The following is a 26,257-nucleotide window of genomic DNA, read 5'->3' as shown; positions in this document are numbered from 1 at the left end:
AACTCCTTTATTTAATTTCTTTCAAGTGGAACAATCGGTGTTTGTCTAGTCTTGTCGCAAAGCCTTTGGGTATCACAAAGGTGGTTGAATCCGCTTCCACGATCGCAGGCCCTATGACTTCATTTCCAGGCAGTAACTTTTCCATGTGCCACACATCTGCATCCACCCATTGCTTATGCCGATAGAATTTTCTAACGCCTACTTTGGCCTCTTTTGGGGGCGTAGCGCCATGCTCTTTTTCAACCGGAATCACAGGTTTTTGCGTAGCCACAACACCACGCATGATCACGCCAGTCACGCTAAAGCCAAGCTCTGGCGAACACGCTGATTCAGAATAAACGCGAGCGTAGGTTTTTTCATATTCTTTGACAATCTCTTCCCAATCAGCCACGCTTGTAGCTTTTGATACAGGAGAAGTGATCTCTAAATCGTTCAATTGCCCCATATACTGCATCCTGTATCCAGGTCTTAGAATCACATCTTTTTCAGAGAATCCATTAATCTTAAACTCTTCAATCACTTTGAGAGTCAATTCATCCCATGCGTCTTGAATGATCTTGCATGCCTCTATTTTGGACTCGTCTGAAGAATACTGCGGAATAGCTATATCAACGCTCTTGTCGTATCTGTATTCAAAATCAGCGCAAGCGCAACCAAAAGCGCTAAATCCAGCCGCCCATGCAGGCACTACCACATCCTTAAACCCTAAGCCTTCTGTATAGCCATAAGTGTGCACAGGCCCCGCACCACCATACGAAAAGCACGCAAAGTCAGATGGGCTATACCCTTTAGCGCTAATATTGGATCGCAAGTATTCTTTAAGCTCCAAATCAAGCAATTCAATCACACCCGCAGCCGCATCTTCTACGCTAATGCCTAACGGATCAGCGATTTGCTCTTTAATGTGTTTTTTAGCCCTATCCACATCTAATTTGATTAGGCCTCCTAAGAAATTATCCGGATTCAAATAGCCCAAAACAATGTGGCAATCTGTCACCGAAACCGTGTCTAAACCGCTGTCTTTCCAACAAGTGCCAACTCTATACCCCGCGCTGTCAGGCCCTAGTTTGACAGATCGGCTGTGCGGATCAATGCGCACAAAACTCCCCGCACCTGCGCCAACGGAATCCATAGCCACAAGCGGTAAGGATAAGACAAGACGCGCCATATCAGGGTCAGAAGCGATGTTAAAATTGCTCTTAACGATAAGCGCCATGTCAAAGCTCGTGCCGCCAATATCGCTGCATGCAATATTGTCATAACCCAGCGTTTCGCCTAGCAATTTAGATCCAATCACGCCTCCAATAGGGCCGCTCACAATAGTCCTAGCGAGCTCTTTAGCTTTCCAGCTAATGGTGCCTCCATGCGTTGCCATCACCCTAAGATCGAATTTAGCGCCATGCTCTTTGAAGCGGTTACTGACTTTAGAGAGAGTTTGCCTGCTTGGCTCAGCCGCATAAGCTTCCAAGATAGTGGTGTTCATTCTGTGGCTTTCTTTTCTTTGAGGGTAGTAATCCACAGAAGCGAATACAGGAATATTTTTACCCAATTTTTCAATTTCTTTTAACGCTATATCTCTAACGATCCGCTCGCTTTCAGCGTTTTTATGAGATTGCAACAAGCAAATCACAATGGCTTTTGCACCCGCTTCTAAAAGCTCCTTAACAGCAACTTTAACCTCTTCTTGACGCACTGGGATAACCACTTGCCCCTTGACATCGGTTCTTTCTGTAACGCCTCTAATCCTTTTTAAAGGAATCAGTGGATCATCATACTTGTGCGTGTTGATATGCAGCCTTTCTTCTAGTGCATACCCCAAGTAGGATTGCAACGCTCTGCCCATAGAATGCATTTGCTCAAAACCCTTATTGCAAATCAGGCCCACTTCCATCCCACGCCTTTGGACGACCCGATTGAGCATCGCCGTGCCTGAATACACGCAAGTGACCAACTCTGGATAAACCTTACTCACATCCGATTGCCAGTGCGATAAAGCGTCTTGCGAGCTATTATAAATAGCTAGGCTCTCATCTTCTGGGTTGCTTTGGGCTTTACCGACTACGAAACTGCCATTTTCTTTCACAAAAAATGTGTCCGTCATGGTACCACCGGCATCAATACCCATCACCTGAACTCTTGCGTCTTTCATTTTTTAGACTCCTTGTATTAAAGTGTTGCTCGAGGCAACCTATTAGAAGTATAAGGCTGATTTTTAAATGGAAATCGTTTATTTCAAAGTTGTTTGTAATAAGGAAAAATTTGGTGTAATAAAGTGAAAATTAGTAACAAATTCATTCAAAACGCTACCGATATTCATCTTAAATTGCCCAAAAATATCATATAAATACCATATAGGAAGAAAAATATTAAACTGATATTAAATTAAAAAGCGAAATTCAATTCTAAAGTGCCGATTTGATGGTGCTTAGGCTGGGATTGAAAGGTTTTACTAATATCGGTGATCGTAAAAGCCACCCTGAGGCTGCGCCACATCATAGCCGCTCCTATTTCACTGGCATAAACAAAGTATTCCAAATTAGCAATGCCCCTAGTTGCAGGGCTATTGCCTTGAATGAAGATGTTAAGGGGTTGGAAGCGCCCAAAAGCCCCTACAAAAAAATAGATAGAAAATTTATCGCTATAAGGCATGCCCCCATCAAAAGCGGTATTGACCTTATTGACACCATAATCAGCGTCCAAGTTATACCCAGCCCTAAAGAGCGAGCCGAGTTGGAAATAATCTCTCGCATTCCCAAGCTCCACATTAAACCCAGGCATCAACTCCATAGAAAAAAAACGAGTCTTTAAAAGAGGGACTTTTTTAAGCAATTGGTAGTGCAATTCAAAGATAAATTCGTTTTTGAGCTGCGTGTTCCAGCCATAAAATTGGGGGTCATGACCCCATTTATGAATGAGACGCTGCGTTTGAGCGGCCAAAGAATCTTGCCCTGTCGTGCCTAAAGAAAGCGTGAATAATTCCATAAAAGTTTGATGGCGGTTATACACGTTCAAATTCACCCGTAAATACCCCCCATAAGGGTGGTTGTCATGCAAATGCACCAGTTTTCTGTTTGCAAGTGAGGGGGTATACATGTCTTGGGCGAGAGAAATACCAAAACGAGTAACCCTAGGGCTTTTATTGAAAAACCCTAAATACGAAGACCATTTCATCGCTTTATTTTTAGAAAAATCAAACTCTTTAGTAGAAAAGCCTATTTGATTGCCTGCGGTATAATACTCATCAATGTAAGGGTTGATATAACCATCATTTTCAGTCATCAAATTGATAGAATAGCGTTTAGAGGGCGTTAATGGGGTTGAAGGGGTGGGAATAATCTCTTTTGCCCATGCAAACATTCCTAATAATAAACATAAAATAAATTTGAAAAACAAAACACTTCCTTAGGTTATTATGGGGGTTATTGTAACGAAATAAGTCTTAATTACAAGAGCGTTTAAGGGGTAAAAAGAGAAAACTTACCCCATTGAAAAGAGCATGGTTTTAGGCATAAAAAACTCACACTAAAAAATAAAACACCCCACACACGACTAAGCCTACAAAAATTAAAGTCAAAACGCAATAGCCCATAATATCTTTAGCGCCCAAACCCGCAATGGCTAAAGCGGGCAAAGCCCAAAAAGGCTGTATCATATTCGTCCAAGCGTCTCCCCAAGCGATAGCCATAGAAACCACTCCTGGATCCACGCCTAAGCTTTGCCCAGCCGGAAGCATGATAGGAGCTTGAATCGCCCATTGCCCTCCACCAGACGGGATGAAAATATTGACAATCCCCGCGCTCAAAAAAGTCATGAGCGCGAAAGTTTTTTCATTAGCGATGTGCGTGAAGGCTAAAGAAAGCATTTGCGCTAAAGAATGACCCCCCACGCTATGGCTTGCCATCATCCCCATGATCCCGGCATAAAAAGGGAATTGCAATAAAATCCCAGCCACGCTCCTAGCGGAATAATTGATCGCTTTCACATAAGCTAAAGGGGTTTTATGGAGCAAAATCCCTAAAAAAAGGAAAATCGTATTGACAATGTTTAAACTAATCCCTCCCCCTTTAAAAAAATAAATACCAAGATACCCAAAACCCAAAAAAACCAAAAGATAAGAAAGCAAAGCGCTGTTTTCCAAAAAATGCGCGATCGTTTTATCTTGTTGGTGGCTAATGAGTTCTGTTTCTTTGTATTCGTCTTTTAAAAGCTTTGAATCAATCTCAACGATTTCTTCTTTTTTAGGGTGGATCATTGCCATTAAAAAGGGTAACCCTATAAGAATGATCCCTATAATGATCAAATTATAAGCAGAAAAAATCGTCTGACTGATAGGGATAGCTTTTTCAATCACCCCGGCGCTTATTTTGGATAGATTTTCATTTTGAGTGGCAACGCTTAAAGGGATAGAGCCTGATAAACCCCCATGCCAGATGACAAAACCCGAATAAGCGCTAGCAATAAGCAGCCTGTAATCCACCCCTTTAACATTTTTGGCGATCTCTTTTGCAAAAATCGCGCTAATCACTAAGCCAAAACCCCAGTTGATCCAATTAGCAATTAATGATAAAAAAGTAACCAACCATAAAGCTGTATAATACCCTTTAGGTAAAGACGCTAGATATTTTAAAAGTTTTTGGACTAATTTAGCGCTAGCTAGAGCCTGACCCAACACCAAAATAAGAGCCATTTGCATAGAAAAACCTAAAAGCGTCCAAGCACCATTCCCCCAACTAGAAATGACAGACGAAGCGTCCTGTCCTGTCAAACAATAAACAAGAACGAACACGACAAACGATAAAAGAGCGACCAAGACAAAGGAGTCCGGCAAACATCTAGACGCCAAAAACACGCACGCTGAAGTCAAATGCCTTAATAAAAACATAAACACCCCCTTTTACAAGCTATAAGTGCACTTCAAATTCAGCTTCTGTCTTTTCTTTCACTTGATCAAGGCTGACCCCTTCTTGCAATTCCACTAATTTCATGGCGTTATTGGAAAACTCAAACACCGCTAAATCCGTTATCAATTGATGCACCACGCCTTTTCCCGTTAAGGGCAATGAGCATTCTTTTTTCACTTTAGACTCCCCATATTTGTTGCAATGCTCCATGATGACAATCACTTTTTTAGCGCCATGCACCAGATCCATAGCCCCTCCCATGCCCTTTATGAGCTTTTTAGGGATCATCCAATTAGCTAAATCCCCATTTTGTGAGACTTCCATCCCTCCTAAAATTGCTAAATCAATATGCCCCCCACGAATCATCGCAAACGAATCCGCGCTGTTGAAAAACGAAGCGCCCGGCACCACGGTTATGGTTTCCTTTCCTGCATTAATGAGATCCGCATCAACGCCCCCTTCCAATGGGTAAGCGCCAATCCCTAATAGCCCGTTCTCGCTTTGGAAAACGATATTCATCCCGCTCACTTCATTAGCCACAAGCGTGGGCAAGCCTATCCCTAAATTCACATACATGCCCTCTTTTAATTCCTTTGCCGCTCTTTTAATGATAGCCTCTCTCATTTCGTGCTCCTTGTCGTGATTTTTTCTATCCGTTTTTCAAATTTCTCGCCCTTATAGATGTGTTGCACATAGATTCCTGGCAAGTGTATTTCATCGGGGTCTAATTCCCCAGCCGGCACAATTTCTTCCACTTCAGCGACGCATATTTTTGCCGCCATCGCGCACAAGGGATTAAAGTTTCTAGCCGTTTTTCTAAACACCAAGTTCCCAAGAGTGTCGCTTTTATAGGCTTTGATAAGCCCGTAATCGCCTGTGATCGCTCTTTCTAAAATATACTCCTTGCCGTTAAACTCCCGTGATTCCTTGCCTTGAGCGATCAAAGTCCCAACCCCTGTTGGGGTGTAGTAAGCGGGTATCCCAGCCCCACCAGCGCGCAAGTTTTCAGCCAAAGTGCCTTGTGGTGTCAAAACGACTTCAATTTCTCCGTTCAGCATTTGCGATTCAAAAATCTTATTTTCCCCCACATAGGAAGCGATAATCTTTTTAATCTGTTTTTTTTCCAAAAGAATGCCAAGCCCAAAGTCATCAACGCCGCAATTATTGCTCACGACAATCAAATCCTTGATGCCTTTCTTATAAATGTAATCAATGGCGTATTCGGGTATCCCGCACAGCCCAAAACCGCCCACTAAAATAGTATCCCCATCTTTTAACCCGCTCAATGCTTTGTCTAAATCGGTTATAACCTTGTTCATCTCATTCTCCTTATTTTTGTTCCACTACCACTGATAGCCCTTGTCCGCCACCCACACACAATGACGCACAACCCACGCCATGACCGCTTCTTTTCATTTCATGCAATAAAGTTACCAAAATCCTAGCGCCGCTTGCGCCAATAGGGTGGCCAATGGCTATCGCGCCTCCATTCACATTCACGATATTGGGGTTTAATTCAAGCTCTTTTAACACAGCTATGCTTTGCGCGGCGAAAGCTTCATTGAGTTCAAAAAGATTGATGTCGTTGAGATTCATTTTGACATTTTTGAGATTGTTTTTAATAGCGATGCTAGGGCATATCCCCATTATATCCGGACTGCAACCACCCAAACCAAACCCCTTGATAGTTGCCATTGTTTTTAACCCCAATTTTTGCGCTTTTTGAGTGCTGCATAAAATGATAACACTCGCGCCATCATTGATCCCTGATGAATTCCCTGCCGTTACCGATCCGTCTTTTTTGAAAGCGGGTTTGAGCTTTGCAAGGGATTCTAGCGTCGTGTCTCTAGGGTATTCGTCCTCTTTAAAAACAACCACGCCTTTTTTATTCGCTATTTCAATAGGCGTGATTTCTTCTTGGAATTTCCCTGCATTAATGGCGGCTCTTGCTTTGAGTTGCGATTGGAGCGCGAAATTATCTTGCTCTTCTCGACTTATGTGGTATGCTTGAGCGACATTATCAGCGGTGATCCCCATGTGGTAATCATTGAACGCATCCCATAATCCATCATGTATCATGGAGTCTATCATGTTCGCATTCCCCATTCTTTTCCCGTCTCGCATGTCAAACGACAAATAAGGTGCCATGCTCATGTTCTCCACGCCACCGCACACCACCACCTCATCGCACCCAAGCATGATGCTGTCATGCGCTAACTGGATAGCTTTCATAGACGATCCGCAAACCATATTGACGCTAAAAGCGTTTCTGTCATTGGGTATGCCAGAATCCAGTTGGATCTGCCTGGCGATATTTTGACCCAAACCAGCACCTAAAACATTGCCTAAAATGACAGAATCCACATCGCTAGGCTTAAGGCCGCTCGCATTCAAAGCGTCTTTAAGCACGCTAACGCCCATTTGCCTAGCGCCCACATTCTTTAGAGAGCCTAAAAAACTCCCCACTGCACTCCGCTTTGCCGCCACTACAACCACTTCATTCATGTCTTTGCCTTTAAGTTGATTTATCATTCATAGTATCACTTTTAGATAATTGACGCCCTAACAGGTTGGATTTTGTTTTAGGTTTTGTTTTAGATTGAGGGCAATCCGTTTATTTTTTTCACAAAAATATTATTTTAGCGTTCAATGATTATTGCATAATATAGTTTTAAGTGGGGATCTAAAATCAAGCAGATATGCACTTTAGGCTCATGTTTCTCTAACGCTTTAAAAAATTTCTTTCTAAGCAGTCTTTACCTAGTTTCAGGGTTTTAATTAGGGTTTCAAGCAAACTCCCTAATCTCTTTTTCTAAAGCGTTAATAAAAACGCTTGAATAGGATTTTTCTTTAGGGAATTTTTCTAAAAAATCGCTCAATAGCCCAAGGTATTGCTCCTTATTTAAAGCCCCTTTTAACACTTCGTATTTTAAAAAAAGCCAGTAAGTGTTAAGCACATCGCTTTGGCAATAGCTGTCAATAACGCCTTTTTTCTCCTTTTGGCTTAAATGTGGGTTGTAATAAATCGCATGCACTAAATCCCCGCTCACATCAAATTTACCAGGAATATTCGTCATGGAGCAAACGCCATTTAGATTCAACCCCCTAACGGATCCATAATGGCTCAAGCTATCCATTAAATCCAAATGAAACTGCTCGCTATAGCGCGCGCGGTAATTTTCCCATTTGTTTTCTTGGTTGTAAAAAGCGTCTAAAGTTAAATTGTATTTAAGGGCTTTGAGCGTGAGTAGGGGCATGTCAAAACCTCTGCCATTGAAACTTATCAAGCGCGGTTGCTTTTCGTTAAAGTATTTGAAAAAGTCTTCTAAAAGCTCTTTTTCGCTTGTAAAATCCTCTTTATTCTCGTGTTTTTGACCAAAATTCCCCACTTTGATAAATTGCCCGTAATCATCGCCAATGACTGCTGCAATAGAGATGATTTCATGCAGATAAAGAGGCAAAAACTCGCTCCCGCTTTTTTCTTTTTGCTTTTCAAAACTCCATTCACAGATTTTTAGAGCATCGTCTTCTTTTAATTGAAAATGCTCTTTACACAAGCTCACGCTAGGAATGGTTTCTATATCAAACACGCACAACATCACACGCCTCTTCCGCATTTTAATATTCTTGTCTCGCTTTTATTATATAACAATTAGTCTTATAGCGCTATAGTGCTGACTTTTAACAAAACTATATAACCAAAAATTAAAAAACTTATTTGGAGAATTGGAAGTGGAAGAAATCATTGTCGCTCTTGTGGGCCAACCTAATGTAGGGAAATCCTCCCTCATCAACGCTTTGAGCAACGCCCATTTGAAAGTGGGGAATTTTGCCGGGGTTACCGTGGATAAAATGGAAGTGAGTTTGATCCACAAAGATCGTCAAATCACTATCATTGATTTACCTGGCACTTACGCGCTCAATGACTTCACCACTGAAGAAAAGGTTACTAAAGATTTTTTAGAAAAAGGGCAATACGATCTCATTCTTAATGTGGTGGATTCCACCAATTTAGAGCGTAATTTAGCCTTAAGCGCGCAGCTATTAGACACGAATAAAAAAATGCTTCTTGCGCTCAACATGTGGGATGAGGCGCAAAAAGAAGGCATTAAAATCAATACCAAAAAGCTTTCTCAAGAATTAGGGGTTGTGTGCGTGCCTACAAGCGCAAGATCCAAAGAAGATCGCTTGAATACAGGGCTTTTATTAGATGAAATTGTCAGGCTTTATTCTCAAAACACTACAAACAATGAAAGCATAAAAGTCCCGTCTCAAAGTTTTAAGGAGTCTTTAAAATACAGCCAGAGCGCTCAAAGAATCGCCAAATTAGTGATCAGTGAAAACAAACAAAATGCGAGCTTTGAACACACTTATAAGATTGATAAGATTTTAATGCACAAGCGTTATGGGATTTTCATTTTTTTAGGGTTTATGTTTATCATTTTTTCCTTGAGTTTTTTAATAGGAGGCGGAGCGCAAAAAGCGCTTGAAGCAGGGTTTAAATTTTTGAGCGATAGCGTTAAAGAAAATGTGGCTAATGAAGATTTAGCGTCTTTGGTGGGCGATGGCATTATTGGGGGAGTGGGAGCGACGGTTTCATTCTTGCCTTTAATTGTGGTGTTGTATTTTGGGATTTCTTTACTAGAAACGACAGGCTATATGAGTAGGGTAGCGTTTTTATTAGATGGGATCTTGCATAAATTTGGCTTGCATGGGAAGAGTTTTATCCCTTTAATCACCGGTTTTGGTTGCTCTGTGCCCGCTTACATGGCGACAAGAACCTTACAAAACTATAACGAACGATTGATCACGCTTTTTGTGATTGGGTTTATGAGCTGCTCGGCAAGACTCCCTATTTATGTGCTGTTTGTAGGCTCGTTTTTCCCTTCTTCAAGCGCGGGGTTTGTGCTGTTTTGTATTTATATTTTGGGGGCGGTTGTGGCGTTAGTGATGGCCAAATTACTCAAATTAAGCGTGTTTAAAGGACAGACTGAATCCTTTATCATGGAAATGCCCAAATACCGCTTTCCCAGTTGGAGAATGGTCTATTTCAGTATCTATACCAAATCGCTTTCTTACCTTAAAAAAGCCGGGACTTATATTTTAGTGGGAGCGATTTTAATCTGGTTTATGTCTCAATACCCTAAAAGCGATGCGGCTATGAAAACTTATAAACAAGAAAGCTTGTTAGTGGATAAAAACACCACTCTTTCAAGCGAAGCTAAAGAAGAAAAATTAAAAGAATTAAAAGCAGAATTGGATAAAAAGAATTTAAAAAACAGCGTTGTAGGAAGAGGTGGGGCGTATTTAGAAAAAGTCTTTAGCCCTATGGATTTTGATTGGCGTTTGAGCGTCTCGCTTGTAACCGGATTTATGGCTAAAGAGGTGGTGGTTTCTACTTTGGGGGTGTTGTTTTCTTTAGGGGATCAAAATGAAAAATCTGACGCTTTTAGAGGGATTTTAAGAAAAGAAGTCAGCGTGCCTAGCGGGATCGCTTTTATCGTGTTTGTGATGTTTTATATCCCTTGTTTTGCAGCGACCATTACTTTTGGTAGGGAAGCTGGGGGGATCAAGTTTGTAGCGTATTTATTCATCTTCACAACCGTTGTAGCGTATGCGTTTTCCTTGATAGCTTTTTATGCGACTCAAATTTTGGTTTAAAAAGGCTAGCCATAAAGGGTTTAAAAACCCTTTGTCCGTTTAAAATTCATCTCATTAGAAATATTAAAAAATTTTTATTTTTCTTTATATCCCAATCCTTTCTATCAACATTCGCATTAATCGGCATTTTTGATAAAAAAGTCATTAATATTATCTAAATAATAATTTTTTAAAAATTTAAGCTAAAACTAATAATGGTTATTATAAATTTCACATTGTTGTAAAAAAGAACATTTTTCATAAAAGGTGGTAAATGAAAAGAATTTTAGTCTCTTTGGCTGTTTTGAGTCATAGCGCGCATGCTGTCAAAACTCATAATTTGGAAAGGGTAGAAGCTTCAGGGGTGGCTAACGATAAAGAAGCGCCTTTAAGCTGGAGGAGCAAGGAAGTTAGAAACTATATGGGTTCTCGCACGGTGATTTCTAACAAGCAACTCACTAAAAGCGCGAATCAAAGCATTGAAGAAGCTTTACAAAATGTGCCGGGCGTGCATATTAGAAACTCTACCGGTATTGGAGCTGTGCCTAGCATTTCCATTAGGGGGTTTGGTGCGGGAGGCCCAGGGCATTCTAATACGGGAATGATTCTAGTCAATGGGATTCCTATTTATGTCGCGCCCTATGTTGAAATTGGCACGGTTATTTTTCCTGTAACCTTTCAATCTGTGGATAGAATCAGTGTAACTAAAGGTGGGGAGAGCGTGCGTTATGGCCCTAACGCTTTTGGTGGTGTGATCAACATTATCACCAAAGGCATTCCTACCAAGTGGGAAAGTCAGGTGAGCGAGAGGACCACTTTTTGGGGTAAATCTGAAAATGGGGGGTTTTTCAATCAAAATTCTAAAAACATTGACAAAAGCTTAGTTAATAACATGCTTTTTAACACCTATTTAAGAACGGGAGGTATGATGAATAAGCATTTTGGAATCCAAGCTCAAGTCAATTGGCTCAAAGGGCAAGGGTTTAGATACAACAGCCCTACCAACATTCAAAACTACTTGCTAGATTCGTTGTATCAAATCAATGATAGCAACAAGATCACCGCTTTTTTTCAATATTACAGCTATTTTTTAACAGACCCTGGATCTTTAGGCATAGCCGCTTACAATCAAAATCGTTTTCAAAACAACCGCCCCAATAACGATAAAAGTGGGAGAGCGAAGCGATGGGGAGCTGTGTATCAAAACTTTTTTGGGGACACGGATAGGGTAGGGGGGGATTTCACTTTCAGTTACTATGGGCATGACATGTCAAGGGATTTTAAATTTGATTCTAACTATTTAAATGTCAATACCAATCCTAAATTAGGCCCTGTTTATACCGATCAAAATTATCCAGGATTTTTTATTTTTGATCATTTAAGGCGTTATGTGATGAACGCTTTTGAGCCTAATTTGAACTTAGTTGTCAATACCAATAAAGTTAAGCAAACTTTTAATGTGGGCATGCGTTTTATGACGATGGACATGTTCATTAGATCCGATCAAAGCACATGCGAAAAATCAGATATTATTGATGGGGTGTGCCATATGCCCCCATATGTTCTTTCTAAAACGCCTAATAACAATCAAGAAATGTTTAATAACTATACAGCGGTATGGTTGAGCGATAAAATAGAGCTTTTTGATTCTAAATTAGCGATAACTCCAGGGATTAGATACACCTTTTTGAACTATAACAACAAAGAGCCAGAAAAGCACGATTTTTCCGTATGGACCAGTAAAAAACAGCGTCAAAACGAATGGAGTCCCGCCCTTAACATTGGCTATAAACCTATGGAAAATTGGATATGGTATGCGAACTACCGCCGCAGTTTTATCCCCCCACAACACACAATGGTAGGCATTACTAGGACTAATTACAACCAAATTTTCAATGAAATTGAAGTGGGGCAACGCTATAGCTATAAAAATCTATTGAGCTTTAATACCAATTATTTTGTGATTTTTGCCAATCGTTACTATGCGGGAGGCTATAGTCCACAGCCTGTGAATGCTAGGAGTCAAGGGGTGGAATTGGAATTGTATTACGCGCCGATTAGGGGTTTGCAATTTCATGTGGCTTACACTTACATTGATGCGCGCATCACTTCTAACGCTGATGATATTGCTTATTATTTTACAGGCATTGTCAATAAACCCTTTGATATTAAAGGGAAGCGTTTGCCTTATGTGAGTCCTAACCAATTCATATTTGACATGATGTATACTTACAAGCACACGACTTTTGGAATCAGCAGCTATTTTTATAGCCGCGCTTATAGTTCTATGCTCAATCAGGCCAAAAGCCAAACCGTATGCCTGCCCTTAAACCCAGAATACACAGGGGGGTTAGAGTATGGTTGTAATTCAGTGGGGTTATTGCCCTTGTATTTTGTGTTGAATGTCCAAGTAAGCTCAATCTTATGGCAAAGCGGTAGGCATAAAATCACAGGGAGTTTGCAAATCAATAACCTTTTTAACATGAAGTATTATTTTAGGGGGATTGGCACAAGCCCTACAGGGAGAGAGCCCGCGCCAGGGCGATCCATTACAGCGTATTTGAATTATGAGTTTTAAATTGGTTTCAAGCTTTTATAGCTTGAATGTTTGATATTAAACCATTTTAAAACTCGCTACTAAATTTTCGGTCAATAAATTAAACCCATCTACCAGAATAAACACCAAAATTTTAAAAGGCAGAGAAATCATTACAGGCGGGAGCATCATCATGCCCATCGCCATTAAAATAGAGCTGATCACCATATCAATCACCAAAAAAGGCAAGTAGAGTAAAAAGCCGATTTGAAACGCTGTTTTCAACTCGCTTATCATAAACGCCGGGATCAAAACGCTCAAACTCACCTCATCAGGGGTTTTAGGGTTAGGCAGGTTTCTGATCCTAAAAAAAAGCGCTAGATCCTTTTCTCGTGTGTTTTTAAGCATGAATTCCTTGAAAGGCAGAGCGCTTTTTTCAAACGCTTCGGTGTAAGAAATCTTTTTATCCATATAAGGCTTAATCCCTGTATCATAAGCCTTTTTCAAACTAGGTTCCATGATAAAAAAAGTCAATATCAAAGAGAGCGAAACTAAAATTTGAGTGGGTGGGGTTTGTTGCGTGCCTAAAGCGGTCCTTAAAAAAGAAAACACCACGATCAAACGGGTGAAACTCGTCATCACTAAAATCAACGATGGGGCTAAAACCAAAAGCGTGAGCAGGGCGATGACATTAAGGGTGGTTACAAGCTGTTTAGGATCGTTAGGAGCGTTTAAAGAGAGATTGACGCTGGGCAAAGCGCTATCAGCGCTCATTAAAGGGCATATTAAAGGGCAAATGAGGATTAAAAAAATGAAAAAACGCAAAATTCTAGCCTTAAATCTTTGATAAAAACGAAGCCAAATTATAAGATAAGGCATGTTAAAATTCCATAAAAAAAGGATTTTAATGCTTTCTGTCATCATATTGGCCGCTGGTAAAGGCACTCGCATGCGTTCTAGCCTGCCTAAAACCTTACACACCATTTGTGGGGAGCCTATGTTGTTTTACATTTTAGAAACGGCTTTTTCAATCAGCGATGATGTGCATCTTGTCTTACACCACCAACAAGAACGCATTAAAGAAGCGGTGTTGGAGTGTTTTAAGGGCGTAATCTTCCACACTCAAATCGTGGAAAAATATTCAGGGACAGGTGGGGCTATCATGCAAGAAGATAAATCGCCTATCCCTACGAAACACGATCGGGTTTTGATTTTGAATGCGGACATGCCCTTAATCACTAAAGACGCTCTTACCCCCTTATTAGAAAGCCAGAATAACGCTATAGGCTTACTGCATTTAGCTGACCCTAAAGGTTATGGGCGCGTTGTTTTAGAAAACCATCAGGTTAAAAAGATTGTAGAAGAAAAGGACGCTAATGGTGAAGAAAAAACCATTCAAAGCGTGAATGCTGGCGTGTATTTTTTTGAAAGAAAGTTTTTAGAAAAATACTTACCCAAGCTTAATGACCAAAACGCCCAAAAAGAATACTACCTCACGGATTTAATCGCTCTAGGAATCAATGAAAACGAAACAATTGACGCTATTTTCTTAGAAGAAGAGTGTTTTTTAGGGGTGAATAGCCAAACAGAAAGAGCAAAAGCTGAAGAAATCATGCTAGAAAGGTTGCGAAAAAACGCCATGGACTTGGGGGTAGTGATGCAATTACCTAGTAGTATTTATTTAGAAAAAGGCGTGAGTTTTAAGGGGGAGTGCGTTTTAGAGCAAGGGGTGCGTTTGAGTGGGAATTGTTTGATAGAAAACGTGCATATTAAAGCTTATAGCGTGATAGAAGAAAGCCAAATTATTAATAGCAGTGTGGGGCCGTTTGCCCATGCGCGCCCTAAAAGCGTGATTTGTAATAGCCATGTGGGGAATTTTGTAGAGACTAAAAACGCCAAACTTCAAGGCGCTAAAGCAGGGCATTTGAGCTATTTGGGGGATTGTGAGATAGGGAAAAACACAAATGTAGGGGCTGGCGTGATCACTTGCAATTACGATGGTAAAAAGAAACACCAAACGATCATCGGTGAAAATGTTTTTATAGGGAGCGATAGCCAACTAGTCGCCCCCATAAATATCGGCTCTAATGTTTTAATTGGCAGCGGCACCACCATCACTAAAGACATTCCTAGCGGTTCGTTGAGCCTTTCACGCGCCCCTCAAGCTAACATTGAAAATGGGTATTTTAAGTTTTTTAAGAAGCCTTAAAGAGCTTGAAAAGAATTGTAATGTTTTAAAACTTTATTGAGCGTATTTTTAATGGATTAAAAAGTTCTCTTTTTATCCTTTTGAATTTGCTTTAATAATGAAAAATCCTAAAAATTATTATAACCATTTACTTTAATCTTGTAATTTGTGAATAAATAAAACGCTTATTGAGATTTTTGTGATATTTAGCTGATTTGTAACAATGCTTTTAATAGGGTTGTGGTATAAATACTCTTATCAAGGTGTGCCAAACATGCCTTGCCTTGAATCTCAATTTATGAAAGGATTTGTTATGAGTGGGTTAAAAGCATTTAGTTGTGTAGTGGTTTTATGCGGTGCAATGGCTAATGTAGCTATAGCTAGTCCTAAAATAGAGGCAAGGGGTGAATTAGGCAAACTTATAGGGGGTGGTGTTGGGGGTTTTGTTGGTGATAAAATTGGAGGAGCAATTGGGGTTCCTGGAGGTCCAGTGGGTATTGGATTAGGGAGATTTCTTGGTAGCACAGCAGGAGGGTATATTGGGTCTGAAATAGGCGATAGAGTAGAAGATTACATCCGTGGCGTTGATAGAGAGCCTCAAACTAGAGAGCCTCAGACTAGAGAGCCACAAGCCCCAAGAGAACCTATCCGTGATTTTTATGATTACGGCTATAGTTTTGGGCATGCTTGGTGATCTTAAATGATCCAAGGTGATGGGGGGGAAGGAAATAACATGGATACTACAAAAGAGAACTTGAATGGCTCAAAAGAGCGTTTGAGCGATTGGGAATATCAATGGGCAGTGGCTCTAGTCTATACGATATGTATCTCCATAAACGCTAGGATTTTTTATGACATAGATGGTTCAGCTAGCGATTCGATTTTTGACCCTAAAAATAGCTATTATATGTGGCTAGTGGGTCTAATAGCGGCTTTGTTGTCTAACCTTTTATTTGACCCACGAGGTAGGGATTGTTATAAATCTTTCCAAGTAAGATACCCTAGGTTTCTCAAAGCCATTTTTAAGGCTAGGTTTTTTGGCGCGTTTCATGACGCTGTGTTAGGATCAAGGCTAAGGGATTTTTATGTGATGCTTTTAACGATGCCCTTTATTGCCGCTATCCATGAGGTTTCGGCGTATTGCGGGCATCCTAGCAACTTCCTTGTAGAGGGTTTGGTCATTCTTGGCCTTGTGTGTGTTTTTGGAATTTGTTCTAGGCTTTGTGCTAAATTAGGGTGGTGATTTAACCCAAATGCCATTAAATGGAGGGGGTATAAAAAATTAAAAAACTTTAAAACCCATTCTTATTATTGAAAATGGGTTTTTTAAGAAATCTTAATTTGTTTGAATAATGAAAAATCCTAAAATATTATAATCATTTACTTTAATCCTGTAATTTGAGTAGAAACAAAACGCTTATTGAGATTTTTGTGATATTTGGCTGATCTGTAACAACGCTTTTAATAGGGTTGTGGTATAAATATTCTCATAAGGTATGCCCAAACATGCCTTGAATCTCCATTTTATGAAAGGATTTGTTATGAGTGGATTAAAAACATTTAGTTGTGTAGTGGTTTTATGCGGTGTAATGGCTAATGTGGCTATAGCTAGTCCTAGAATAGAGACAAGGGGTCAGCTTGGCAGAGATATAGGAGGAGACATTGGTTCAACAATGGGAGCGGTCAGAGGGCCGTTAGGGGCTGCGATTGGGGGTCAGCTTGGTCGGGAAATAGGCGATAAGGTAGAAGATTTTATTCGTGATTTCATAGACAGAGAGCCTCAAACTAGAGAGCCTCAGACTAGAGAACCACAAGCCCCAAGAGAACCTATCCGTGATTTTTATGATTACGGCTATAGTTTTGGGCATGCTTGGCGATCTTAAATGAGCCAAGGTGATAGGGGGAAAGGAAATAGCATGGATACTACAAAAGAGAACTTGAATGGCTCAAAAAAGCGTTTGAGCGATTTGGAATATCGATGGGCAATGGCTCTAGTCTATGGAGGATGTATCTCCATAACCACTAGGATTTTTTATGACATAAATGGTTCAGCTAGCGATCCGCTTTTTGACCCTAAATACAGCTATTATGTGTGGTTAGTGGGTCTAATAGCGGCTTTGTTGTCTAATCTCTTGTTCAACCCAAAAGGCAGGTCATCAGGTTATTTAGTTATTGAAACTTGGCAAGGATTCCCCAAGTTTTTTAAAGCCATTTTTAAGGCTAGGTTTTTTGGCACGTTTTATGACGCTGTGTTAGGAGCAAGACTAAGGGATTTTTATGTGATGCTTTTAACGATACCCTTTATTATCGCTATGCATGAAATTTCGGCGTATTGTGGGCATCCTAGCAATCTCCTTGTAGAGGGTTTGGTCATTTTGGGGTTTCAAGGTTTTCTTAAGCTTTGCACTAAATGGGGGTGGTGATTTAACCCAAATAGCATTAAATGGAGGGGGTATAAAAAAATTAAAAAACTTTAAAACTCATTCTTATTAATAGAACAGATCCAACTTGAACTTTTCTTTTTCTTAAGTTTTTTATTGATACAATGCCAAATTTAAAAGAAAACGATTTGATTTAAAGGAAAAATTTTGATTACAGTGGTTAAACGAAACGGGCGCATTGAGCCTTTGGACATTACCAAAATCCAAAAATACACTAAGGACGCTACGGACAATTTAGAGGGCGTGAGCCAAAGTGAGCTGGAAGTGGATGCGAGGTTGCAATTCAGGGACAAGATCACTACTGAAGAAATCCAACAAACTTTGATTAAAACCGCTGTGGATAAGATAGATATTGACACGCCCAATTGGAGCTTTGTCGCCTCAAGGCTTTTTTTGTATGATTTATACCATAAAGTGAGTGGTTTTACAGGGTATAGGCATTTGAAAGAGTATTTTGAAAACGCTGAAGAAAAGGGCCGCATCCTTAAGGGCTTTAAGGAAAAATTTGATCTAGAGTTTTTAAATGGCCAGATCAAGCCTGAAAGGGATTTCCAATTCAATTATTTAGGGATTAAAACCTTGTATGATCGCTATTTGTTAAAAGACGCTAACAATCACCCTATTGAACTGCCCCAGCACATGTTTATGAGCATTGCGATGTTTTTAGCGCAAAACGAACAAGAACCTAATAAAATCGCTTTAGAATTTTATGAAGTTTTAAGCAAGTTTGAAGCGATGTGCGCAACCCCCACTCTAGCGAACGCGCGCACCACCAAGCACCAATTAAGCTCGTGTTATATTGGCAGCACGCCGGATAATATTGAGGGGATTTTTGACAGCTATAAGGAAATGGCGTTGTTGTCCAAATACGGCGGAGGGATTGGCTGGGATTTTTCTTTGGTGCGCTCTATTGGGAGCTATATTGATGGGCATAAAAATGCGAGCGCTGGCACGATCCCATTTTTAAAAATCGCTAATGATGTGGCGATTGCAGTTGATCAATTAGGCACACGAAAGGGCGCGATTGCGGTGTATTTGGAAATCTGGCACATTGATGTGATGGAGTTCATTGATTTAAGGAAAAATAGCGGTGATGAAAGGCGAAGAGCGCATGATTTGTTCCCGGCCCTTTGGGTGTGCGATCTGTTTTTGAAAAGGGTTTTAGAAGACGCGATGTGGACTTTGTTTGACCCTTATGAGTGTAAGGATTTGACTGAGCTTTATGGGCAGGATTTTGAAAAACGCTATTTAGAGTATGAAAAAGATCCCAAAATCATTAAAGAATACATTAACGCTAAAGATTTATGGAAAAAAATCTTAATGAATTATTTTGAAGCCGGCTTGCCTTTTTTGGCCTTTAAAGATAACGCCAATCGGTGCAATCCAAACGCTCATGCAGGAATCATTCGATCGTCTAATTTATGCACGGAGATTTTTCAAAATACCGCACCCAACCACTACTACATGCAAATAGAATACACCGACGGCACCATAGAATTTTTTGAAGAAAAAGAGTTGGTAACGACAGATGATAATATCACTAAATGCGCTAACAAGCTCACTAGCACGGATATTCTAAAAGGCAAACCAATCTATATCGCTACTAAAGTCGCTAAAGATGGGCAAACGGCGGTGTGCAATCTAGCGAGCATTAATTTAAGCAAGATCAACACCGAAGAAGACATTAAAAGGGTCGTGCCGATCATGGTCAGGCTTTTAGACAATGTGATTGATTTGAATTTCTACCCTAACCGCAAAGTCAAAGCCACCAATTTACAAAATAGAGCCATAGGGTTAGGGGTTATGGGTGAAGCGCAAATGCTCGCAGAACACCAAATCGCTTGGGGGTCTAAAGAGCATTTAGAAAAAATTGACGCTTTAATGGAGCAAATCAGCTACCATGCGATTGACACGAGCGCGAATTTAGCGAAAGAAAAAGGGGTTTATAAGGATTTTGAAAATTCAGAATGGAGTAAGGGGATTTTCCCTATTGATAAAGCCAACAATGAAGCCTTAAAGCTCACCGAAAAAGGGCTTTTCAATCACGCTTGCGATTGGCAAGGTTTGAGGGAAAAAGTCAAAATTAATGGCATGCGTAATGGCTATTTAATGGCGATCGCTCCCACAAGCTCCATTTCTATTTTAGTAGGCACAACCCAAACGATTGAACCCATTTATAAGAAAAAATGGTTTGAAGAAAATTTGAGCGGGCTAATTCCAGTTGTAGTGCCTAATTTGAATGTAGAAACCTGGAATTTTTACACATCAGCCTATGATATTGACGCTAAAGATTTGATTAAAGCAGCGGCCGTGCGCCAAAAGTGGATCGATCAAGGCCAAAGCATTAATGTGTTTTTACGCATAGAAAACGCTAGCGGTAAAACCTTGCATGACATCTACACGCTCGCTTGGAAATTAGGGTTAAAATCCACTTATTATTTGCGCAGCGAAAGCCCTAGCATAGATGAAAAAAGCGTGTTGGATCGATCGGTGGAGTGTTTTAATTGCCAATAATATAAGCTTAAATAAGCTAATCTTTGCTAAAATGAGATTTAAAATTATTTAAGGAAGATGAATGCTTTTTGCGATGATTGGTTCAGGGGGGTTTATCGCTCCCAAGCACTTGCAGGCCATTAGAGATACAGGGCATTTTTTGGATTGCTCTTTTGATGTTCATGATAGCGTGGGGGTTTTAGATGAGTATTTCCCGCAATCAGAGTTTTTTACCAATATTGAAGATTTTGAAAAGCATTTAGAGCAATCTAAGGCTATGGGTAAAGAAATCAACTATTTGAGCGTTTGCACGCCCACGCACACGCATTTTGATCACATCCGTTTCGGGTTAAGAAACGGCATGCATGTGATTTGTGAAAAACCCTTAGTTTTAGACCCTGGCGAAATACAAGAATTGAAAGATTTAGAGGTGAAATACCAAAAAAGGGTGTTTAGTCTTTTGCCCTTGCGCTTGCATTGCGACACGCTGGCTTTGAAAGAAAAAATTAAGAGCGAATTAGACAAAAACCCTGAAAAGGTGTTTGACATCACGCTCACTTATATCAGCGTTCAAGGGAAATGGTATTTTTCTTCATGGCGAGCCGATGTGAATAGGAGTGGGGGGTTAGCCACTCAAATGGGAGTGAATATCTTTGACACTTTATTGTATTTGTTTGGAGGCGTTAAAGACAAGGTTATCAATAGAGAAGAGCCTGATTGCGTGTGCGGGATACTCTTTTTAGAGCATGCCAAAATAAGATGGTTTTTTTCCATCAATCCAGAACACATGGGAGTGGCTAAAGAAAAAGTTTATCATAAAATGATCCTAGAGGGCGAAGAAGTCAATCTCACGCAAAGCTTTGATAATCTGTATATAGAAAGCTACAAACAGATTTTAGCTCAAGGGGGGTTTGGCTTGGATGACGCTATGGCGTCTATCAAATTGGCTTATGAATTAAGAAACCTCTCTATTAGCGAACCCAATGATGATTCGCATGCTTTGTGTTGTAAAAACAAAACAGACCAATAAAAGCATGACTTTTAAAAGCGTTGTTTAGGGGGTTTGGTTATTGGTGTTTGATTAGAATAGAGTTATTTTTAATTTTCTTTTAGAGGGGTTTTATAGGGGGGGTTTTACTTTTTTAAGGGTTTTTATGGATATTTATGCGTTATACATAACGATAGGGCTTTTTACTGGCATTCTATCAGGGATCTTTGGCATTGGTGGGGGGATGATCATTGTCCCTATCATGCTCGCAACCGGGCATTCTTTTGAAGAATCCATCGGCATTTCCATTTTGCAAATGGCGCTTTCATCGTTCGTGGGATCTGTTTTGAATTTCAAAAAAAAATCGCTTGATTTTTCTTTAGGCTTGTTGATAGGGGCAGGGGGGCTGATAGGAGCGAGTTTTAGCGGTTTCATTTTAAAAATCGTTTCCAGTAAAATTTTAATGGTTATTTTCGCGCTTTTAGTCGTGTATTCTATGATCCAATTTGTTTTGAAACCCAAAAAAAAAGATTTTATAGCGGGTACCAAGCGCTATCAATTGCAAGGTTTAAAATTATTTTTAATTGGCGCGCTCACAGGGTTTTTTGCCATCACTTTAGGGATTGGTGGGGGGATGCTCATGGTGCCTTTGATGCATTATTTTTTAGGGTATGATTCTAAAAAATGCGTGGCGTTAGGGTTATTTTTTATTCTGTTTTCTTCCATTTCAGGAGCTTTTTCCTTAATCTATCACCACATCATTAATAAAGAAGTGCTAGTAGCAGGGGCGATTGTGGGATTAGGCTCTGTTATGGGCGTGAGCATTGGGATTAAATGGATCATGGGGCTTTTGAATGAAAAGATGCATAAAGCTTTGATTTTAGGGGTGTATGGTTTGTCGTTATTGATTATTTTATACAAACTCTTTTTTTAATTGATGGTTTTATACCACTACTATTTTAAGACCCCTAAGAGTTTCCCTTTAGAGTATTTGCATTTGTGCGCTAATGAGAGCCATTTGTTGAGATTGGATTTTGATGCGGCCAATTTTTCTCATAATACCCCTATGAATACCCCGCTAAAACTCAGCGTTCAAGCCTTGGAGCGTTATTTCTTGGGACAACTTTTTGAATTTGATGCGCCTTTAGATTTGATAGGGACTTTTTTTCAAAAACAAGTTTGGTCTGCGTTAATGACTATCCCTTATGGTAAAACAAAAAGTTACGATGAAATCGCAAAGCTCATTAATAACCCTAAATCTTGCAGAGCTGTTGGCAACGCTAATCGCAATAACCCTATTTCTTTGATCGTGCCTTGTCATAGAGTGGTGCGTAAAAATGGCGCTTTAGGGGGGTATAATGGGGGTATAGAAGTCAAAAAGTGGCTGTTAGAATTTGAAAGCAAAATTTTAAACCAGCAAGCTAAAAACTCTTTAATTTCTTAAAAAATGGGGTTTTGGTTATTCTATGGTAAAAATCCTTTTTTTAAGGGAGTAGGGGGGTGTTTTTTAATTTTCTTCCCAAATGCTCGCCGCTTCTTCTAAACGCTGTTTGTCAAAATGCGTGTAAATCCTACTCGTGTTCAAGCTCGCATGCCCTAGAGCTTCTTGAACCAAAATCAAATCATGGCGTTTTTGATAAAGCAAGGTCGCAAAAGAATGCCTTAACATGTGCGCCCCATTTTTCTCTCGCCTGAGTCCTGCAAAATTGATGATGCGCTCCACTTGCTTATACAAATACGCTTGCGTTAAAGCGCTGCCTTTTTGGTTGCAAAACAATAAATCGTTTTTAACAGGATACAATTCCCTTTCTATGAGCCATTCTTTTAAAAGGCTCTCAATGTGGAAAGCTTTGAGCATCACCGCTCTGTATTTATCGCCCTTACCTTTAATCAAAATCGTATAACAGCCATTTTCTAAAGTAAAATCCTTTATTTTAAGCTGCAAGGCTTCATTAGAACGCATGCCTGTAAAAACGATGATTTTAATGAGCAGGCGGTTTCTCGCGCGCACTTTAGCGGACATTTCTATTTTATCAATGCTTTCTAAAAATTTTTCTAATTCTTCATTGTTTAAATGAGTAGGGAGCTTGTTGCCCGCACTTTGATTTGCTCCGCTGATATTTTTAAGCGTGATATTATAAATATAAGATTTTTCATTTTCATCTTGATTTTGCTTGTCTATGTAGCTAAAAAGCCCGAGTAGGGCGATCCGGTAATTTTTCTTGGTGGCTAAACTCAAACCCCCGGTATAAATACTCAAAAATTCAGCCAACATGACTTCGTCTATGCTTTTGAGCGATTTTAAAGAAAGCTTTTGAGCGTATTCGTAAAATTTGAGTAGGGGCAGTGCATAGGTATTGATACCTAATAATCCGGCACTGCGGGCTTTTTTGCAAACTTTTTCTAATTGGCTTGAATTGATGAACGCATGATTGAATTCGTTCAAGCATTCAAAAACCTTGTTTTGATCTTTCACTTGGGAATTAGATAGGCTTGTGCATTTGTAACGCAAAAAGCGCCCAATCCACAGCAAAAGATTTTCTACAGGGTCTTTTAATTCTTCTAGGGGGTGCTTCATTGGGGTTTAGTCATCTATTAAGTGCAAATCAATGATATAGGATCCTTCTCCAAATATTATTGTCATAATTATTCCTTATTATTCCTTTATTTCTCAAAAAAATTCATTTAGTTATGAAAACTGCACTTTTCAAACTTTTAAGTCAAACCACTATACCACGCTACGCCACTAACTACAATATCAAATTCCAAACAAGATTAAGTCCCCCCTTTTTTAAATACCAATTTTTTTATCCCTTTGATTTGACAAAGCGAGCGATGCGTTCAATCCCCTTTTCAATCTGCTCTTCTGAGCATGCAAAAGACAAACGGACATAGCCTTCCAATCCAAAAGCCTTTCCAGGCACTAACGCTACGCCTTCTTTTTCTAACAACTCATGGCAAAATCGCATCGAATCCCCCCCACAAAGGCTACCGATATGGATAAACAAATAAAACGCCCCATCAGGTTTTAAAGCACTCAGCCCTTCAATCGCATTGATTTTTGCGTGGGCTAAATCACAGCGCTTCTCAAAAGCCTGACGCATCGTTTCAATTTCCTTATCCACCAACCCCTCAAGCGCCACAATAGAAGCCATTTGCGTGATAGAATTGATATTGGAAGTGCATTGACTTTGCAAGTTATTCATCAATTTGACTAATTTTTTATCCTTACTCGCCGCATAGCCCATACGCCAGCCTGTCATCGCTACTGACTTGCTCAAGCCGTTAATGGTAATGGTGCGTTTGTTCATCTCTTCACTCACTGCTGCGCAAGAAACAAACTCCCCTTTATAAACAAGCTTTTCATAAATTTCATCGCTAAGCACCCAAACTTTGGTGTCTTTTAAAACTTCGCCTAAAGCCTCTAATTCCGCCTTACTATAAAGCATGCCGGTAGGGTTTGATGGGGTGGTGAGAATGAGCATTTTTGTTTTGGGGCTTAAAGCGTCTTTAAGCTGCTTGGGGGTGATTTTAAAATGGCTTTTTTCATCGGTTTGAATGAATTGACTCACCCCTCCGCTGTATTTCACAAGCTCAGGGTAAGTTACCCAAAAAGGCACAGGGATAACCACCTCATCGCCCTCCCCTATTAAGGCTTGAATCGCATTGAACAGGCTTTGCTTAGCGCCATTGCTCACTAGAATTTCACTCAGCTCATAATCCAAGTTGTTTTCTTTTTTCAATTTAAAAGCGATCGCTTTGAGTAATTCAGGAATCCCAGCCACTGGCGTGTATTTGGTGAAGCCGTCATTTAGGGCTTTTATAGCCGCATCTTTAATCGCTTGTGGGGTGTCAAAATCAGGCTCGCCCGCTGAAAAACTTAAAATATCTTTTCCTTGCGATTTCAATTCTTTAGCGAGCGTGCTGATAGCGATCGTTGCGGATTCTGAAAGGGATTGGATTTTAGAGGAATATAACATGCTTAATCCTTGTTAATTTTTTGAACTATCATAACATGATCAAAAAGATTTTAATTCTAATTTTCAAAAAACTTTAAAAAATGTTTCAAAAGAAAGCGGTGGTTTATGCAAGAAAACTCTAATTGAAAATCCAATTAGAGAAAAACAAGCGTTTTAAATCAGAAATTGTAACGATACCCTACATAAAGGCTGTATTGACGGCGGTAAGTGAAGCTCAAATTCCCATGGTTAAAATAATAAACATTGATAGTAGGAATCTTCACGCCAAAGTCAAATTCTTGATGCCGGCCAATATGGGTGCGGATCCCTAAATTAAAAAGGAATTGGAAAATCGCCGGATCAAGGCTATAGGAAGTGTGCTTATAAGGGCTTTTAGTTTCCAAAAAGGCCCCTGTCGTATTACCCCAAGAGTTGCCCGCGATTTGAGCCCCAAAAAAGAATCCAAAACTCGCATCCTCTTTATTGATGACATTGTATAAAGTGTCAATACCCACACCATAAGTGAACATGTCAGACAGATTGCCCATTGTCCCTACTTTGGTCGCACATGGTTGGTGAAGCTCACACACCCCACCATTATCTGATGTCAAAGCGTTCGCTCCAAATACGGCATGCCCATAATCCATAAAGCCGTAATAGCGCGCACCAAACCATCTCTTCTCCCCAAAAAACTGCTTATAACCCACAGTAAGCCCTAAGCCTTGCATAACGGCCAGATAGTCGGTTTTACCCACAGGGAACTTAGGATAGTTAAATTCACTGCTTTTGGGGGGGTTTTTAACGCTTTGTGAAGCCTGACCGACTTGATAGCTAATCCCCAAATACCAAGCGTTTTGCTCGCCTTTCACTGCTTTATAATCTTTTGGCTTTTCCAATTGCTTTTGCACTTCTGTGCTGCCTTCTGCTGCCACAAGACTATTACCTAACACTACCGATAAACAGAGCGTTTTAAACACTACAAACTTTTTCATACAACATTTTTCCTTCTAAAAGTCTACATTTCGTATAATAATAACATAATAATCTATAAAAAACCTAAATTCTTAAGAAAAACACCCCTAAAACTTAAAATTTTAAATTTTCTAGGGGG

22 protein-coding genes are annotated in these 26,257 nt (G+C 40.0%); 11 read left to right on the top strand and 11 right to left on the bottom strand.

Features of this window, described 5'->3' with window-relative positions; genetic code table 11:
- Positions 1-7: 7 nt before the first annotated feature.
- The 7 genes from AYS37_RS03045 to AYS37_RS03015 all read right to left on the bottom strand — a co-directional run bounded on the left by AYS37_RS03045 (position 8) and on the right by AYS37_RS03015 (position 8,518).
- On the bottom strand, positions 8-2,149 hold the full coding sequence (locus AYS37_RS03045) for a hydantoinase/oxoprolinase family protein (RefSeq protein ID WP_000650667.1): 2,142 nt from the start codon (positions 2,147-2,149) through the stop codon (positions 8-10).
- A gap of 233 nt (positions 2,150-2,382) precedes the next feature.
- Positions 2,383-3,393 carry a lipid A deacylase LpxR family protein gene (locus tag AYS37_RS03040; protein ID WP_000465194.1) on the bottom strand — a complete coding sequence of 337 codons (1,011 nt, stop codon included), beginning with the start codon at positions 3,391-3,393 and terminating at the stop codon, positions 2,383-2,385.
- Positions 3,394-3,517: 124 nt separating this feature from the next.
- A complete protein-coding gene (locus AYS37_RS03035; protein ID WP_000479504.1) occupies positions 3,518-4,882 on the bottom strand; it encodes a TIGR00366 family protein in 1,365 nt (454 codons plus the stop codon).
- A 19-nt stretch (positions 4,883-4,901) separates the two neighbouring features.
- Positions 4,902-5,525, bottom strand: coding sequence for a 3-oxoacid CoA-transferase subunit B (locus AYS37_RS03030; RefSeq protein ID WP_001206235.1), 624 nt, complete (start codon positions 5,523-5,525; stop codon positions 4,902-4,904).
- Positions 5,522-6,220 (bottom strand): CoA transferase subunit A, encoded by a 699-nt coding sequence (locus AYS37_RS03025; protein ID WP_001045175.1) that lies wholly within the window; start codon positions 6,218-6,220, stop codon positions 5,522-5,524. The genes AYS37_RS03030 and AYS37_RS03025 overlap by 4 nt, the downstream gene beginning before the upstream one ends.
- A gap of 10 nt (positions 6,221-6,230) precedes the next feature.
- Positions 6,231-7,406, bottom strand: coding sequence for an acetyl-CoA C-acetyltransferase (locus AYS37_RS03020; RefSeq protein WP_001006938.1), 1,176 nt, complete (start codon positions 7,404-7,406; stop codon positions 6,231-6,233).
- Between the two features lie 281 nt (positions 7,407-7,687).
- Complete coding sequence (locus tag AYS37_RS03015; protein ID WP_424321609.1) at positions 7,688-8,518, bottom strand: 3'-5' exonuclease; 831 nt, start codon at positions 8,516-8,518, stop codon at positions 7,688-7,690.
- A gap of 115 nt (positions 8,519-8,633) precedes the next feature.
- On the opposite strand from AYS37_RS03015, the gene feoB reads away from it, so the two are divergent.
- Both feoB and AYS37_RS03005 read left to right on the top strand, forming a co-directional pair.
- Entirely contained in the window at positions 8,634-10,562 is a 1,929-nt protein-coding gene (gene feoB, locus AYS37_RS03010) for a ferrous iron transport protein B (protein WP_000391122.1), read from the top strand.
- A gap of 253 nt (positions 10,563-10,815) precedes the next feature.
- Positions 10,816-13,119, top strand: coding sequence for a TonB-dependent receptor family protein (locus AYS37_RS03005; RefSeq protein WP_000822069.1), 2,304 nt, complete (start codon positions 10,816-10,818; stop codon positions 13,117-13,119).
- Positions 13,120-13,155: 36 nt separating this feature from the next.
- Here the strand turns inward: AYS37_RS03005 and fliP are convergent, their stop codons facing one another.
- The gene (fliP, locus tag AYS37_RS03000; RefSeq protein ID WP_001210287.1) at positions 13,156-13,902 is read right to left on the bottom strand and encodes a flagellar type III secretion system pore protein FliP; all 747 of its coding nucleotides are present in this window, start codon (positions 13,900-13,902) and stop codon (positions 13,156-13,158) included.
- A gap of 82 nt (positions 13,903-13,984) precedes the next feature.
- On the opposite strand from fliP, the gene glmU reads away from it, so the two are divergent.
- The 9 genes from glmU to AYS37_RS02955 all read left to right on the top strand — a co-directional run bounded on the left by glmU (position 13,985) and on the right by AYS37_RS02955 (position 22,631).
- A complete protein-coding gene (glmU, locus tag AYS37_RS02995) occupies positions 13,985-15,286 on the top strand; it encodes a bifunctional UDP-N-acetylglucosamine diphosphorylase/glucosamine-1-phosphate N-acetyltransferase GlmU (RefSeq protein WP_000953714.1) in 1,302 nt (433 codons plus the stop codon).
- Between the two features lie 292 nt (positions 15,287-15,578).
- Positions 15,579-15,959, top strand: a complete 381-nt coding sequence (locus AYS37_RS02990; RefSeq protein WP_000015744.1) for a hypothetical protein — start codon at positions 15,579-15,581, stop codon at positions 15,957-15,959.
- A gap of 39 nt (positions 15,960-15,998) precedes the next feature.
- Positions 15,999-16,508, top strand: coding sequence for a hypothetical protein (locus AYS37_RS02985; protein WP_000381667.1), 510 nt, complete (start codon positions 15,999-16,001; stop codon positions 16,506-16,508).
- Between the two features lie 298 nt (positions 16,509-16,806).
- A complete protein-coding gene (locus tag AYS37_RS02980) occupies positions 16,807-17,148 on the top strand; it encodes a hypothetical protein (protein ID WP_000015919.1) in 342 nt (113 codons plus the stop codon).
- A 33-nt stretch (positions 17,149-17,181) separates the two neighbouring features.
- Complete coding sequence (locus AYS37_RS02975) at positions 17,182-17,688, top strand: hypothetical protein (RefSeq protein ID WP_000381687.1); 507 nt, start codon at positions 17,182-17,184, stop codon at positions 17,686-17,688.
- A 165-nt stretch (positions 17,689-17,853) separates the two neighbouring features.
- Positions 17,854-20,220, top strand: a complete 2,367-nt coding sequence (locus AYS37_RS02970) for a ribonucleoside-diphosphate reductase subunit alpha (RefSeq protein WP_000633925.1) — start codon at positions 17,854-17,856, stop codon at positions 20,218-20,220.
- Positions 20,221-20,281: 61 nt separating this feature from the next.
- Entirely contained in the window at positions 20,282-21,229 is a 948-nt protein-coding gene (locus tag AYS37_RS02965) for a Gfo/Idh/MocA family protein (protein WP_000895555.1), read from the top strand.
- Positions 21,230-21,353: 124 nt separating this feature from the next.
- Positions 21,354-22,121 carry a sulfite exporter TauE/SafE family protein gene (locus AYS37_RS02960; protein WP_000356050.1) on the top strand — a complete coding sequence of 256 codons (768 nt, stop codon included), beginning with the start codon at positions 21,354-21,356 and terminating at the stop codon, positions 22,119-22,121.
- Between the two features lie 3 nt (positions 22,122-22,124).
- On the top strand, positions 22,125-22,631 hold the full coding sequence (locus AYS37_RS02955; RefSeq protein ID WP_001874553.1) for a methylated-DNA--[protein]-cysteine S-methyltransferase: 507 nt from the start codon (positions 22,125-22,127) through the stop codon (positions 22,629-22,631).
- A 63-nt stretch (positions 22,632-22,694) separates the two neighbouring features.
- Here the strand turns inward: AYS37_RS02955 and xerH are convergent, their stop codons facing one another.
- From xerH to AYS37_RS02940, 3 genes are all read right to left on the bottom strand, one after another.
- The gene (xerH, locus tag AYS37_RS02950; protein WP_000682457.1) at positions 22,695-23,765 is read right to left on the bottom strand and encodes a tyrosine recombinase XerH; all 1,071 of its coding nucleotides are present in this window, start codon (positions 23,763-23,765) and stop codon (positions 22,695-22,697) included.
- A 229-nt stretch (positions 23,766-23,994) separates the two neighbouring features.
- Positions 23,995-25,167, bottom strand: a complete 1,173-nt coding sequence (locus AYS37_RS02945) for a pyridoxal phosphate-dependent aminotransferase (RefSeq protein WP_000967299.1) — start codon at positions 25,165-25,167, stop codon at positions 23,995-23,997.
- 158 nt (positions 25,168-25,325) lie between these two features.
- The gene (locus AYS37_RS02940; protein ID WP_000715034.1) at positions 25,326-26,138 is read right to left on the bottom strand and encodes an outer membrane protein; all 813 of its coding nucleotides are present in this window, start codon (positions 26,136-26,138) and stop codon (positions 25,326-25,328) included.
- Between the last annotated feature and the right edge of the window lie 119 nt (positions 26,139-26,257).

The sequence above is a fragment of the Helicobacter pylori NQ4053 genome (assembly GCF_000274605.1).
GTDB lineage: Bacteria > Campylobacterota > Campylobacteria > Campylobacterales > Helicobacteraceae > Helicobacter > Helicobacter pylori_CV.
This window is presented reverse-complemented; position numbering and strand designations above follow the sequence as displayed.

What these genes read in the sequence shown, in the direction of transcription:
- AYS37_RS03035 (WP_000479504.1), bottom strand. Translation starts at nt 4,882, where the DNA reads ATGTTTTTATTAAGGCATTTGACTTCAGCGTGCGTGTTTTTGGCGTCT.
- AYS37_RS03020 (WP_001006938.1), bottom strand. Translation starts at nt 7,406, where the DNA reads ATGAATGAAGTGGTTGTAGTGGCGGCAAAGCGGAGTGCAGTGGGGAGT.
- AYS37_RS03030 (WP_001206235.1), bottom strand. Translation starts at nt 5,525, where the DNA reads ATGAGAGAGGCTATCATTAAAAGAGCGGCAAAGGAATTAAAAGAGGGC.
- AYS37_RS03015 (WP_424321609.1), bottom strand. Translation starts at nt 8,518, where the DNA reads ATGCGGAAGAGGCGTGTGATGTTGTGCGTGTTTGATATAGAAACCATT.
- AYS37_RS03005 (WP_000822069.1), top strand. Translation starts at nt 10,816, where the DNA reads ATGAAAAGAATTTTAGTCTCTTTGGCTGTTTTGAGTCATAGCGCGCAT.
- xerH (WP_000682457.1), bottom strand. Translation starts at nt 23,765, where the DNA reads ATGAAGCACCCCCTAGAAGAATTAAAAGACCCTGTAGAAAATCTTTTG.
- AYS37_RS02975 (WP_000381687.1), top strand. Translation starts at nt 17,182, where the DNA reads ATGGATACTACAAAAGAGAACTTGAATGGCTCAAAAAAGCGTTTGAGC.
- AYS37_RS03045 (WP_000650667.1), bottom strand. Translation starts at nt 2,149, where the DNA reads ATGAAAGACGCAAGAGTTCAGGTGATGGGTATTGATGCCGGTGGTACC.
- AYS37_RS02945 (WP_000967299.1), bottom strand. Translation starts at nt 25,167, where the DNA reads ATGTTATATTCCTCTAAAATCCAATCCCTTTCAGAATCCGCAACGATC.
- AYS37_RS02990 (WP_000015744.1), top strand. Translation starts at nt 15,579, where the DNA reads ATGAGTGGGTTAAAAGCATTTAGTTGTGTAGTGGTTTTATGCGGTGCA.
- AYS37_RS02980 (WP_000015919.1), top strand. Translation starts at nt 16,807, where the DNA reads ATGAGTGGATTAAAAACATTTAGTTGTGTAGTGGTTTTATGCGGTGTA.
- AYS37_RS02955 (WP_001874553.1), top strand. Translation starts at nt 22,125, where the DNA reads ATGGTTTTATACCACTACTATTTTAAGACCCCTAAGAGTTTCCCTTTA.
- AYS37_RS02960 (WP_000356050.1), top strand. Translation starts at nt 21,354, where the DNA reads ATGGATATTTATGCGTTATACATAACGATAGGGCTTTTTACTGGCATT.
- AYS37_RS02940 (WP_000715034.1), bottom strand. Translation starts at nt 26,138, where the DNA reads ATGAAAAAGTTTGTAGTGTTTAAAACGCTCTGTTTATCGGTAGTGTTA.
- AYS37_RS02985 (WP_000381667.1), top strand. Translation starts at nt 15,999, where the DNA reads ATGGATACTACAAAAGAGAACTTGAATGGCTCAAAAGAGCGTTTGAGC.
- AYS37_RS02965 (WP_000895555.1), top strand. Translation starts at nt 20,282, where the DNA reads ATGCTTTTTGCGATGATTGGTTCAGGGGGGTTTATCGCTCCCAAGCAC.
- glmU (WP_000953714.1), top strand. Translation starts at nt 13,985, where the DNA reads ATGCTTTCTGTCATCATATTGGCCGCTGGTAAAGGCACTCGCATGCGT.
- AYS37_RS03025 (WP_001045175.1), bottom strand. Translation starts at nt 6,220, where the DNA reads ATGAACAAGGTTATAACCGATTTAGACAAAGCATTGAGCGGGTTAAAA.